At 66.9% G+C, this 12,740-nt stretch carries 12 protein-coding genes; 10 read left to right on the top strand and 2 right to left on the bottom strand.

The window, feature by feature from the left end; all coding sequences use genetic code 11:
- Nucleotides 1-12 precede the first annotated feature (12 nt).
- Together EV667_RS04500 and EV667_RS04495 are read left to right on the top strand one after the other, a co-directional pair.
- On the top strand, nucleotides 13-1,146 hold the full coding sequence (locus EV667_RS04500) for a carboxylate-amine ligase (protein WP_131834085.1): 1,134 nt from the start codon (nucleotides 13-15) through the stop codon (nucleotides 1,144-1,146).
- Between the two features lie 163 nt (nucleotides 1,147-1,309).
- A complete protein-coding gene (locus tag EV667_RS04495) occupies nucleotides 1,310-2,680 on the top strand; it encodes a glutamate--cysteine ligase (protein ID WP_131834084.1) in 1,371 nt (456 codons plus the stop codon).
- 34 nt (nucleotides 2,681-2,714) lie between these two features.
- Here the strand turns inward: EV667_RS04495 and EV667_RS04490 are convergent, their stop codons facing one another.
- Nucleotides 2,715-3,599 (bottom strand): LysR substrate-binding domain-containing protein, encoded by an 885-nt coding sequence (locus EV667_RS04490; RefSeq protein ID WP_131834083.1) that lies wholly within the window; start codon nucleotides 3,597-3,599, stop codon nucleotides 2,715-2,717.
- 193 nt (nucleotides 3,600-3,792) lie between these two features.
- Between EV667_RS04490 and EV667_RS04485 the strand changes: the two genes are divergently transcribed.
- Both EV667_RS04485 and EV667_RS04480 read left to right on the top strand, forming a co-directional pair.
- Nucleotides 3,793-4,194 (top strand): DUF1127 domain-containing protein, encoded by a 402-nt coding sequence (locus EV667_RS04485; protein WP_131834082.1) that lies wholly within the window; start codon nucleotides 3,793-3,795, stop codon nucleotides 4,192-4,194.
- Between the two features lie 232 nt (nucleotides 4,195-4,426).
- The gene (locus EV667_RS04480; RefSeq protein ID WP_131834081.1) at nucleotides 4,427-5,476 is read left to right on the top strand and encodes an LLM class flavin-dependent oxidoreductase; all 1,050 of its coding nucleotides are present in this window, start codon (nucleotides 4,427-4,429) and stop codon (nucleotides 5,474-5,476) included.
- A 152-nt stretch (nucleotides 5,477-5,628) separates the two neighbouring features.
- Here the strand turns inward: EV667_RS04480 and EV667_RS04475 are convergent, their stop codons facing one another.
- Nucleotides 5,629-7,029: a glutamine synthetase family protein gene (locus EV667_RS04475; protein WP_131834080.1), complete on the bottom strand. Its 1,401-nt coding sequence runs from the start codon at nucleotides 7,027-7,029 to the stop codon at nucleotides 5,629-5,631.
- Between EV667_RS04475 and EV667_RS23045 the strand changes: the two genes are divergently transcribed.
- The 6 genes from EV667_RS23045 to mutL all read left to right on the top strand — a co-directional run bounded on the left by EV667_RS23045 (nucleotide 7,022) and on the right by mutL (nucleotide 12,730).
- Nucleotides 7,022-7,153, top strand: coding sequence for a hypothetical protein (locus EV667_RS23045; RefSeq protein ID WP_280960217.1), 132 nt, complete (start codon nucleotides 7,022-7,024; stop codon nucleotides 7,151-7,153). The two genes, EV667_RS04475 and EV667_RS23045, sit on opposite strands and share 8 nt — an antisense overlap.
- A 67-nt stretch (nucleotides 7,154-7,220) precedes the next feature.
- On the top strand, nucleotides 7,221-8,396 hold the full coding sequence (locus EV667_RS04470; protein WP_131834079.1) for an ABC transporter ATP-binding protein: 1,176 nt from the start codon (nucleotides 7,221-7,223) through the stop codon (nucleotides 8,394-8,396).
- A gap of 10 nt (nucleotides 8,397-8,406) precedes the next feature.
- Nucleotides 8,407-9,318, top strand: a complete 912-nt coding sequence (locus EV667_RS04465) for an ABC transporter permease (RefSeq protein ID WP_131834078.1) — start codon at nucleotides 8,407-8,409, stop codon at nucleotides 9,316-9,318.
- Nucleotides 9,318-10,139, top strand: coding sequence for an ABC transporter permease (locus EV667_RS04460; protein WP_131834077.1), 822 nt, complete (start codon nucleotides 9,318-9,320; stop codon nucleotides 10,137-10,139). Before EV667_RS04465 ends, EV667_RS04460 begins: the two co-directional genes overlap by 1 nt.
- Nucleotides 10,140-10,194: 55 nt before the next feature.
- Nucleotides 10,195-10,806, top strand: coding sequence for a phosphatase domain-containing protein (locus tag EV667_RS04455; RefSeq protein ID WP_245515964.1), 612 nt, complete (start codon nucleotides 10,195-10,197; stop codon nucleotides 10,804-10,806).
- Between the two features lie 64 nt (nucleotides 10,807-10,870).
- Nucleotides 10,871-12,730, top strand: a complete 1,860-nt coding sequence (gene mutL / locus EV667_RS04450; RefSeq protein ID WP_131834076.1) for a DNA mismatch repair endonuclease MutL — start codon at nucleotides 10,871-10,873, stop codon at nucleotides 12,728-12,730.
- Nucleotides 12,731-12,740: the final 10 nt, after the last annotated feature.

Raw genomic sequence — 12,740 nt, 5'->3', positions numbered from 1 at the left:
GGGGAGGACGCCATGTCTGCGGCGAGCACGGAAGAGTACCGCATCGGCATCGAGGAAGAATATTTCATCGTCGAGAACGCAGGCAAAAGCGCCCTGCGTCGGATGCCGGCCGCCTATATGGGCTCGGTCCGCGAGGCGCTCGGCCCCGGCGTCAGCGGCGAGAGGCTGCACGCGCAGATCGAAGTGATGACCCGCCCGCACCGCTCCGCTGCCGACGCCCGGCGGGAACTGCACGGGCTGCGCCGCAGCCTCGCCGAGGTGAGCGCGGGGTTCGATCTCGCCTTCATCGCCGCCGGTACCCATCCCACCGCCAATTGGCAGAGCGGCAAGCGCCCGCCAACGCAGCGCGACGACGGGCTGATGCACGATTTGCAGATGCCCGGCGAGCGCAACATGCTGTGCGGCATGCATGTGCATGTGGAACTGCCCGACGCCGACCAGCGCATCGACGTCATGCGCCGCATCCTGCCCTATCTCCCGGTCTTCGTAGCGCTTTCCACCTCCTCCCCGTTCTGGGAATCCCGGCGCACCGGCCTGATGGGCTACCGCCTCGCAGCCTATGACGAACTGCCGCGCACAGGCCTGCCGGAACTGTTCGAGAGTGCGAAAGACTACCGGGACTATATCGACGCGCTGGTGGCGGCCCGGGCGATCCGCGATTCCAGCTATGTCTGGTGGACCATCCGCCCCTCGGAAAAGCACCCGACCCTGGAGTTGCGCGCCCCGGACAGCTGCACGCGGGTGGAGGATTCGGTCGCCATCGCCGCGCTGTACCGGGCGCTGGTGCGTCATCTCGTGCGCAACCCCCGTCTTAATGTCGGCATCGACGCGGTGGACCGCGCCATCGCGGTGGAGAACAAATGGCGTGCCCAGCGCTACGGCATCCATGGCAGCTTCGTCGACCGTCACGCCCGCGAGGCGGTGCCGGTGGCGCAGGCAGTGGAGCGCCTGATCGACCAGCTCACCGATGATGCCGACGCGCTCGGCGGGCGTGCCGAACTGGAGCATCTGCGCACCATCATCAGCGGCGGCACCAGCGCCGATATCCAGATCGCCGTCTACCAGGAAGCCGCCCACCGGACCGGCAACCGCGATGAGGGGTTGAACGCGGTGAAGACCTGGCTCACCCACGCCTCGGCGCAGTAGGGGATGGGCGCAGTCGGGGAAATGGGCGTAGCAGCCGTAACGTAAGGTACGCTGGGTCATTTGCGCCGGCGCAATCTCCATTTTCGGTCGGTAGTTACAGTGATTTGCGCCGCGCCTGCGCCTGTGTATGGTCGCGCGCCAAACATGCCGGCCGGAGTTCCCCATGGCGCGAGACCAGATCGACACGCAGCCCATCGAAAGCCGCGACGAACTCGTCGCGTGGTTTGAAGAGGGCAGCAAGGCGACGTCGAAATTCCGCATCGGCACCGAGCACGAGAAGTTCCCCTTCACGTTGAACGGCCATGATCCGGTGCCCTATGAGGGCGAGAACGGCATCCGCGCCTTGCTGGAAGGCATGCAGGCGCTGAACTGCTGGGAACCGATCATGGAGGGTGAGACCATCATCGGTCTTGCCGACACGGTCGGCGGCGGGGCGATCTCGCTGGAGCCGGGCGGGCAGTTCGAGCTTTCCGGCGCGCCGCTCATCACCCTTCACGAGACCTGCGCCGAGGTGAACAGCCATCTCGAACAGGTGCGCGAAGTGGCGACGCCACTCGGCTTCGGCTTCCTCGGCCTCGGCATGAGCCCGAAATGGACGCTGGCGCAGACCCCTGTCATGCCCAAGGGGCGTTACAAGATCATGGCCAACTACATGCCGAAGGTCGGCACGCACGGCCTCGACATGATGTTCCGCACCTGCACCGTGCAGGTGAACCTCGATTTCGGCTCGGAAGCCGACATGGTGAAGAAGCTGCGCGTCGGCCTCGCTCTTCAGCCGGTGGCCACCGCCCTGTTTGCCAACTCGCCGTTCACCGAAGGCAAGCCGAACGGCTTCCTCTCCTTCCGCTCGGAAATCTGGCGCGACACCGACAATAACCGCGCCGGCATGATGCCCTTCGCCTTCGAGGACGGCATGAGCTTCGAGCGCTATGTCGACTACGCCCTCGACGTGCCGATGTACTTCATCAAGCGCGGCGACGCCTATATCGACGTCGCCGGCTCGTCCTTCCGAGACCTGCTCGCCGGCCGGCACCCCGCCGTGCCGGGTGAGACCGCTACCGTCTCCGACTGGGCCAACCACCTCTCCACCATCTTCCCCGAGGTGCGGCTGAAGCGGTATCTCGAAATGCGCGGCGCCGATGGCGGCCCGTGGCGCAACCTGTGCGCCCTGCCCGCGCTGTGGACCGGGCTCTATTACGACACCACCAGCCTCGATGCCGCATGGGACCTCGCCAAGGGCTGGACCGCCGAGGAACGGCAAAAGCTGCGCGACGACGTGCCCCGCCTCGGCTTCAAGGCGGAGATCGCCGGCCGCTCGATGCTGGAGCTGGCGCGCGAGGTGGTCGAGATTGCCCGCGCCGGGCTCGCCCGCCGCGACTATCGCGACAGCCAGGGCCGCGACGAAAGTCGCTTCCTCGCCCCCCTCGACGCCAGCCTCGCGGCCGGCCAGACCCCGGCAGAACTGCTGCTGGCGCGCTATGAGGGCGCGTGGAACCGCTCGGTCGAACCGGTCTTCATTGAGGACGCCTACTGAAAAGACGCAGGAACGGCGTGGGCGGCGGAAAACCCTACTCCGCCGCGATCGCCGCCTCGGAAATATTGTCGAGGCCTTGCACGATATGATGGGCCAGCGCGTCGGCCAGCGGCGAGGGTTCGTGCCGGTTGCGCAGCAGGCCGATACGGCAGGGGGCCAGCGTGGGAAAGCCGTCGGAGGGTCCCAGAACCCGCATGCCGGGGCGCAGACCCGATTCCGGCAGCACGGAGATGGCCAGCCCGGCTAGCACCGCCGCCGAGACAGCGGTCGAGTTCGACGAGGTGTAAAGGATGCGGAAGGGCCGGTCGGCGGACTGCAGCATGCCGATTGCCTCCTGCCGCCAGTTGCAGGTCTGCCGTCCCAGCGCCAGCGGCACCGGCGTTTCCAGATGCAGGGAATGGCGGGTGGAGCCTACCCAGAGCAACTGTTCGCGGCGGATGATTTCGGTCTCGCGGTTCATCGTCTCGCAATCGGTGATGATGGCGAGGTCGAGATCGCCGGTGTCGATGCGGTCGACGAGGTCGGTCGAGGGGTCGCACACCACGGTCAGCTCGACATTGGGATGGGTGGCGGAGAACCGCGCCATGATCTCGGGGAGATAGCGGTCGGCATAATCGTCCGGCACGCCGAGGCGCACCCGGCCCGACAGTTCGGCCGAGGCGAGGCTGGCCATCGCCTCGATGTTCAGCTTGACGATGCGGCGGGCATAGTCGAGCAGCCGGTCGCCTTCGTCGGTCAGGCGCGAGGCGCGCCCGTCGCGGGCGAAGATAGCCCGGCCGACCCGCTCCTCCAGCCTCTTCATCTGCATCGACACCGCAGATTGGGTCTTATGAACCACTTCAGCGGCTTTCGTGAAACTGCCCGTTTCAGCGATTGCGATGAATGTTCTTAATTGATCAATGTCCAGCAACACGCTCATCGGAGCCCTCACGACGGCCTATCATCAACATTCATGATATCAGCGATCATAAACATTCGCTAGTGTGATTGATTGCCGTCCTTCATAACGATCCCGCCGCGAACGGATGACGTCGATATCGGGTGGCCCAGGCGCCGGCCCGCTATCAAAAAGCCCAACGTCGTCGCTGTGCGGCCGGCACATGGAGGATACGATGTCGTATGTTGGCGAAGTCCGGAGAACCGCGTTCTCCTCGTTCGGTACCGCGGCGAGCGGTCTGCTGATCGCCGCTGTTGTGGGTTCCATCCAGTTCATCAAGGCGGTCGCCCGTCGGCGCCACCTCGCCCAGCTCGGCGGGTTCGACGAGCGCATGCTGCGCGACATCGGCCTCACCCGCGGCGACCTGCTCGACGCCTCGTCCGGCCCGCTCTGGCAGGACCCGACGGCCTTGCTCGTCGTGCGCTCGGTGGAACGCCGCGCCGCCCGCCGCATGACCATGCGCGAGGCGCTGCGCGAAGCCGCCCGCCAGGACGCCGCGCGGGAGGCCCGCCGTGACAGCGCCACCGGCCATACGTCTGTCACCCCGCGCCGCGACGATACCGTCTCCTGCGGCTGACCATGCCCGATTCCCGTATCCGGCCGCCCCCGGCCGAACGAGTCTACGGCGACATCGACCCCCTCGTGTCGCCGACTTGAAGCCCGCTGGTTCTGCCAGCGGGCTTTTTTTCTGCCCTCGCCCCAGCTTGCGAAAGCGAAAGCCCATCCTTGCACCGGCGAGGATGCGCGGCCGGCGCGCCCGGTCCATATGGGGAGCGCCGGCGCGATGCCGGAGAAAGGGGACCTCTCCCATGGCACAGCTTCTCGAACTCGGCCTCGACACCTTCGGCGACGTCACCTCTAGCGCCGACGGACGGCCGCTCCCGCATGCGCAGGTGATCCGCGACCTCGTGGAGGAAGCGGTGCTGGCGGACGAGGTCGGCATCGATTTCATCGGCGTGGGCGAACACCATCGCGACGATTTCGCCGTCTCGGCGCCCGAGGTCGTGCTGGGGGGCATCGCCACGCGCACGAAGCGGATCCGCCTCGGCTCGGCCGTCACCGTGCTGTCCTCCGACGACCCGATCCGAGTGTTCCAGCGCTTCGCCACCGTCGACGCCCTGTCGAACGGGCGGGCGGAGGTCATTCTCGGGCGCGGTTCCTTCACCGAATCCTTCCCGCTCTTCGGCTTCGACATGAAGGACTATGAGGCGCTGTTCACCGAGAAGCTGGACCTTTTCGCAGCGCTGCTGCGCGACAATGGCACCCCCGAAGGCGTCACCTGGAAGGGTGATTTGCGGCCCCCGCTCACGGGCCAGCATGTTTATCCGCTGGTCGAGGCCGGCACGCTGAAGACCTGGATCGGGGTGGGCGGCTCGCCGGAATCGGTGGTCCGCGCGGCGCGCTACGGCCTGCCCATGATGCTCGCCATCATCGGCGGCAACCCGGCCCGCTTCGCCCCCTATGTCGAGCTCTACCACAAGGCGGTGGGCCAGCTCGGGGGCGCGGTACAGCCCATCGGCGTGCATTCGCACGGCTATGTCGCCGACACCGACGAACAGGCGCGCGAGGAATTTTACGCCGACTACAAGCGCATGCATGACCGCATCGGCGCCGAGCGCGGCTGGCCGCCCTATGGTCGCGACGCCTTCGAGCGCGAGATCGAGCACGGCTCGCTCTATCTCGGCGCGCCGGAAACGGTGGCGCGCAAGATCGCCAAGACGGCGAAGACGCTCGGCCTGTCGCGCTTCGACCTGAAATACAGCGCCGGCCCGCTGGCGCATGCGCGGATGATGCGTGCCATCGAACTCTACGGCACCAGGGTCATCCCGCGCGTGCGGGAGATTCTGGCGGAGGCGTAGCGCGGCCTGCCCGCTCGCACACTGTCAATCCCCGGGCGTGGCCCGGGGATTGACGACTCATCAGCTGCAATCATGGATACCCGGGCTAGGCCCGGGCATAACGGCGCTCTGGGAGCAGCCGGCGGGCCATGCCCCCACGAGAATCCGACGCCTCACACGTTCAGCAGCAGATATTCTCGCTCCCAAGGCGAGATCACCCGCATGAAGGTGTCGAACTCGGTCTGCTTCACCGCCGTGTAGGTCTTCACGAAGGACGGCCCGAGCACGGTGGCGATTTCCTCGGAATATTGCATCGCCGCCACCGCCTCCAGCAGACCGCGCGGAAGCTCGAAGTCGAGCCCCTTGGCGTCCGATTCCAGCGGCTCGGTCGGGCGCAGCCCTTCCACCATGCCGAGATAGCCGCAGGCGAGCGAGGCGGCGATGACGAGATAGGGGTTGGCGTCGGAAGAAGGCACCCGGTTCTCGACCCGCCGCGCCGCCGGCGAGGAGGGCGGAATGCGCAGGCCCGCCGTGCGGTTGTCATAGCCCCACTGCACGTTGATCGGCGCCATCGAATCGCGCGTCAGCCGGCGGTAGGAGTTCACGTAAGGCGCGAGGATCGACATGACGGCCGGCAGATAGCGCTGCTGGCCGGCGATGAAGGAAAAGAATTCCGGCGTCGGGTCGCCCTCGGCGTCGGAGAAGATGTTCTTGCCGGTCTCGCCATCCACGATCGACTGGTGGATGTGCATGGCCGAGCCAGGCTCGTCTGCGATCGGCTTGGCCATGAAGGTGGCGTAGATCTTGTGCTGCAGCGCTGCCTCGCGGATCGTCCGCTTGAACAGGTACACCTGGTCGGCGAGCACGATGGGGTCGCCGTGCAGCAGGTTGATTTCCATCTGTGCCGCGCCGTCCTCGTGGATCAGCGTGTCGATCTCCAGGCCCTGCGCTTCGGAATAGTCGTACATGTCCTCGAACAGGGCATCGAACTCGTTCACCGCCTGGATCGAATAGGACTGGCGGCCGATTTCCGGCCGGCCCGAGCGCCCGATCGGCGGCTTGAGCGGGTAGTCGGCGTCGATGTTCGGCTCGACCAGGTAGAACTCGATCTCCGGCGCCACCACGGCTTTCCAGCCCTTCTTGGCGTAGAGGTCGACCACGTTCTTCAGCACCTGCCGGGGGGCGAGCTCCACCGGGCGGCCGTCGCGGTGATAGGCGTCGTGGATGATCTGAGCGGTAGGGTCCTGCGCCCAAGGCACGATGGCCAGCGTCGAGAAATCCGGCTCCATCACCAGATCGCTGTCCACCACCACCGAATCGACGAGGTTGTCATAGGGCGGGTAGTCGCCGGAGATGGTCTGGAAAAACACGCTGAGCGGCAGGTTCATCGTCGGGCCGGACAGGAACTTGGACACCGGCATGATCTTGCCGCGCCCCACCCCGGCAAGATCCGGGACGGCGCATTCGATCTCGGTGATGCCCCGCGCGCCCATCCACGCCTTCGCCTCGGCGAGGGACGCCACACCGCGGGGATTGTCGACCGCGTCCTTGTCGGAACGCTTCTTCTTGGCCATGATTGCCTTCCTGATGCGCTTTCTGCGCCGCCAGAGGCAATCACGCCCCGCTTATGGCCGTCAAGGCGAAGCCGCCATCGCCGCCTTTCAAGGCATGGTAAAAATGTTCGCATTGTGCCGTTGAGCCGCCGCCCGAAGCCGGTTAGCGTCTACCGGCCGACATGGGCGGCGGGGGAACGGGGTCAGTCAGCATGAACACCGGCGTCACCGAGAAGACGCAGAAGACCATTGGCGGCATCCGCCGCTCTTTCGCTCCCTGGAACGACCCGCAGGCCGTCCCGCTGATCCAGTACAAGAACGTCACCAAGCGCTTCGGCGAGTTCGTGGCCGTCGACAACCTCTCCCTCGACATTTATGAGCGCGAATTCTTCGCCCTGCTTGGCCCGTCCGGCTGCGGCAAGACCACGCTCATGCGCATGCTTGCCGGCTTTGAGGACCCGACCGAGGGCCAGATCCTGCTCGCCGGGCAGGACCTCGTCGGCACGCCGCCCTACAAGCGGCAGACCAACATGATGTTCCAGTCCTATGCGCTGTTCCCGCACATGACCGTCTGGGACAACATCGCCTTCGGCCTGCGGCAGGACCGCATGGAGAAGGGCGCGGTCAATGCCCGCGTCGAGGAGATGCTCAAGCTGGTGAAGCTGGAGAAGTTCGGCAAGCGCAAGCCGCACCAGCTTTCCGGCGGCCAGCGCCAGCGCGTGGCGCTGGCCCGCTCGCTGGCCAAGCGGCCCAAGGTGCTGCTGCTCGACGAGCCGCTCGGCGCGCTCGACAAGAAGCTGCGCGAGGAGACGCAGTTCGAGCTCATGGACATCCAGATGGAGCTCGGCATGACCTTCCTGATCGTCACCCACGACCAGGAAGAGGCGATGACGGTGGCCGACCGCATCGCGGTGATGAACCAGGGCAGGCTGGTGCAGGTCGACCAGCCGGCGGTGATCTACGAGCACCCCAATTCCCGCTACGTCGCCGATTTCGTCGGCGACGTGAACATTCTCGACGCCACGGTCGAGGCGGTCGAACCGGGCATGATCACGCTGCGCCCGCTGGCGGCGCCGGAGCGGCGCTTCCGCATCGCGCAGGACTGCCCGGCCAAGCCGGGCGACAGCGTCGCCATCGCTCTGCGGCCGGAAAAGATGCGGGTCGAATTCGACGCTCCGGCCGACCCGAACGTCAACTGCCTCCAGGGCGAGATCTGGGACATCGGCTATCTCGGCGACCTGTCGATCTACCATGTCGAGCTGCCCGGCGGCGCCCGGGTCAAGGCCGCCAAGCCCAACCTCACCCGCATGGTCGAGCGCCCCATCACCTGGGACGACAAGGTCTATGTGTACTTCTCGCCCGATGCCGGCGTGGTCCTGACGAGCTGAGGAGACCTCCATGGCAAGCAAGGCGACTGGGCGATGGCTGGTCCTCGCCGTTCCTTATCTGTGGCTGCTGGCGCTGTTCCTCGTCCCGTTCCTGATCGTCTTCAAGATCAGCCTGTCGCAGGACGCCATCGCGCAGCCGCCTTACCTCCCGACCTTCGACCTGTCGGGGGGCTGGGCGCTGTTCCGGGAGAACTTCGCCGAGCTCTCCTTCGAGAATTACGGCTATGTGCTCTCGTGGGACAATGAGTTCATCGAGGCCTATGGCTCGAGCCTGTGGATCGCCGGCATCTCCACCATCCTGCTGCTGCTGGTCGGCTACCCCATCGCCTATGGCATGGCGCGGGCGCCGAAATCGATCCGCCCGACGCTGCTGATGCTGGTGATCCTGCCGTTCTGGACCTCGTTCCTGATCCGCGTCTATGCCTGGATCGGCATCCTTTCGCCCGAGGGGCTGCTCAACCAGCTGCTGTTCGCGCTCGGTATCGTCAACCGCGACGCGCCGCTGCAGATCCTCAACACCGACACGGCGGTCTATATCGGCATCGTTTATTCCTATCTGCCCTTCATGATCCTGCCGCTCTACGCAGCGCTGGAGAAGATGGACGAGACGCTGCTTGAGGCCGCCGCCGATCTCGGCTGCCCGCCCTTCGCGGCGTTCTGGAAGATCACCTGGCCGCTCTCGCTGCCGGGAGTCTTCGCCGGCTGCCTGCTGTGCTTCATCCCGGCGGTGGGCGAGTTCGTCATCCCCGACCTGCTGGGCGGCTCGGACACGCTGATGATCGGCAAGGTGCTGTGGACCGAATTCTCGGTGAACCGCTCCTGGACCGTGTCCTCGGCGGTGGCGGTGCTGCTGCTGATGGTGCTGGTGATCCCGATCGTCTTCTATCAGAACCTGCAGGCCCGCGAGATGGAGAGACGCTGATGCGCAAGGGACTCTCCTGGTTCAACGTCAGTTCCATCGCGCTGGGGTTCGCCTTCCTCTACATCCCCATCATCCTGCTGGTGATCTACTCGTTCAACGCCTCGCGGATGGTGACGGTGTGGGCCGGCTTCTCCACCCACTGGTACTGGCAACTGTTCCAGAACCAGCAATTGCTGGACGCCGCCTGGGTGACGCTGCGCGTCGCCTTCCTCACGGCCACCGTCGCCACCGTGCTCGGCACGCTGGCGGCCATCACCCTCACCCGCTATGGACGCTTCACCGGCCGCACGTTGTTCTCCGGCATGGTCTACGCCCCGCTGGTCATGCCGGAAGTCATCACCGGCCTGTCGCTGCTGCTGCTCTTCGTCGCCATCGGGCTGGATCGCGGCTTCTGGACCATCACGCTGGCGCACATCACCTTCACTCTGTGCTTCGTCTCGGTGGTGGTGCAGTCGCGCCTCGTCACCTTCGACCGCTCGCTGGAGGAAGCCGCGCTCGATCTCGGCTGCCCGCCCTTCAAGACCTTCTTCGTGGTGACGCTGCCGATCATCCTGCCGGCGGTAATTTCAGGCTGGATGCTGGCCTTCACCCTCTCGCTGGACGATCTGGTTATCGCCAGCTTCACCACCGGGCCGGGCGCCACCACATTGCCGATGCGGATCTACAGCCAGGTCCGGCTCGGCGTGACCCCGGAAATCAACGCCGCCTGCACCATCCTCATCGCCATCGTCACGGTGGTGGTGATCTTCGTCTCGATCATGACCAAGCGTCAGGAAATCGAGCGCCAGAAGGCCGAGCGCATGGCGGCAGCGGAGGGCTGATTTGTGACACGATGCGGCGGTACGACCGACGTCTCCGCCACCCGGTACCACCAACATGACCTTGCCGGCCGATATGGGCCCGCCCGCCGACGCCCGCCGCCCGCTGTCGCGGCACATTCGGCGCGGCCTCGGCTGGAGTCTGCTCGGCGTGCTTGTCCTGCTCGGCGGCTTTCTCGGTATCGAGCAGCTTGTCGGCAATTTCCACACGGTGGTCGCCGACGAGCTTTACCGTTCGGCGCAGATTGACGCTGACCAATTGGCTGGCCTCAAGGCGGAATATGGCATCGCCACGGTGATCAACCTGCGCGGGCCCTCCTCCAAACCCTGGTATCAGCGCGAAGTGGCGACGAGCCGGGCGCTCGGCATCACCCATGTCGACTTCCAGCTCTCGGCCGGGCGCGAGCTGACCCAGCCCCAGGTGGAGGCGCTGATCGCCCTCATGCGCCGCTCGCCCAAGCCTATTCTGGTGCACTGCCGCGGCGGCGCCGACCGCTCCGGCATCGCCTCCGCTTTGTATCTCGCCAGCATCGCCAAGGCCGGCGAGGAACCGGCCGAATGGCAGATGTCGCTGTTCTACGGCCATTTCCCCATACCTTTCTTCCCGGCATGGGCGATGGACCAGACCTGGGAGCGCATCGAGCCCTGGCTCGGCTTTCCCGATTCGTGAAGCCGCGTCGCCGTCGGCTATACTCGCGGCCGAGCCCCCGAATCGGACCCTGCCCGGACCCACCATGCCGCTGCGCCTTCTGCCTTCCACCCTCGTCGACCGCATCGCCGCGGGCGAGGTGGTCGAGCGTCCGGCGGCAGCTCTGAAGGAGATCGTCGAAAACGCACTCGACGCCGGCGCCACGCGGGTCGAAATCGTCATCGACGGCGGCGGCCGGCGGCTGCTGCGCGTCACCGACGATGGCTGCGGCATGAACGCCGACGAGCTGGCGCTGGCGGTGGAGCGCCACGCCACCTCCAAGCTCGACAGCGAGGACCTGCTCGCCATCCACACGCTGGGCTTTCGCGGGGAGGCGCTGCCCTCCATCGGCGCGGTGGCACGGCTCGCCATCACCAGCCGGCCGCGCGAGGCCGAAAGCGCATTCGAGATCCGGGTCGAGGGCGGCGCGAAAGCCCCGGTGCGCCCGGCCGCGCTCGGCTTCGGCACACGGGTGGAGGTGCGCGACCTGTTCTTCGCCACCCCGGCGCGGCTGAAGTTTCTCAAATCCGAGCGCGCCGAGACGGCGGCAGCGATCGACACGGTCAAGCGCCTGGCGCTCGCCCGGCCGGAGGTCGGCTTCACGCTGATCGCCGATGACCGTCCTCCGCTCACCTGGCCAGCCCGGTCGCGCGACCCAGCCGGGCAGCGCGCCCGCATCGCCGACGTGCTGGGGCAGGAGGCCGGCGGCAACGCGCTCGATGTCGAGGGGCTGCGCGAGGGAGCGCGGCTGTCGGGCCTTGCCGGCCTGCCGACCTATTCCAAGGCCAATTCGCTGTCGCAATACCTCTTCGTCAACGGCCGCCCGGTACGCGACAAGGTGCTGATCGGTGCCATCCGCGCCGCGTATTCCGACCTGCTGCCCTCCGACCGGCACCCGGTGACGGCGCTGTTTATCGACCTCGACCCGCGCGAAGTCGACGTGAACGTGCATCCCGCCAAGACCGAGGTGCGCTTCCGCGACGCTGGCAACATCCGCGCGCTGATCTTCCGCACGCTCACCGACGCGCTCACATCAGGGGCACCACGCACCACCTCCACCGCCGCCGACCGGCTGGCGCAGTTCGCCCGACGCGATTTTGACACCAGCTTCCGGCCCGAGGCGCGGCCGGGGAATCACGACTGGACGCGCTCCTGGGCGGCGCCGGAGGGCCTTGCCGGCACTCGGCCGGCTGAGGCCGGCACGGGCTTTCGGGAGGCGCCGGCGCGTTTCCATTTCGATGCCCCCGAGGGCGGGCTCGGCCTTGGCCTCGCGCCGGGCGCCGACGCCCGCGCCAATGCCGCCCCCGCCGCGCCGGAGGCGCTGGAGCGCCCGCTCGGTGCCGCCCGGGCGCAGCTTCACGAGACCTACATCATCGCCCAGACCAGCGACGGCGTCGTGGTGATCGACCAGCACGCCGCCCATGAGCGCATCGTCTATGAGAAGCTGAAGGCGGCGATGGCGCGCGACGGCCTCGCCCGGCAGATGCTGCTGGTGCCTCTCGTGGTCGAGCTTGACCCGTCCGAGGCGGCACGGCTGGCGGAGCGGGCGCCGGCGCTGGAAAAGCTCGGCCTCGTCGTCGAGCCCTTCGGGGCCGGCGCGCTGCTGGTGCGCGAGGTGCCGGCACTGCTGGGTGGTGCCGACATCACCGCCCTGCTGCGCGAACTGGCCGAGCACGCGGCGGAATGGGACGACGCGCTGCCGCTGGAGCGCCGGCTTCTCCATATCGCCGCCACCATGGCCTGCCACGGTTCGGTGCGCGCCGGCCGCCGGCTGCGGGTGGAAGAGATGAACGCCCTGCTGCGCGAAATGGAAGAGACGCCCAACGCCGCCCAGTGCAATCATGGCCGGCCGACCTTCGTCACGCTGGCGCTTGCCGATATAGAGCGCCTGTTCGCGCGGCGCTGAACGGGCGGCT

This window comes from Ancylobacter aquaticus (assembly GCF_004339465.1).
GTDB lineage: Bacteria > Pseudomonadota > Alphaproteobacteria > Rhizobiales > Xanthobacteraceae > Ancylobacter > Ancylobacter aquaticus.
This window is presented reverse-complemented; position numbering and strand designations above follow the sequence as displayed.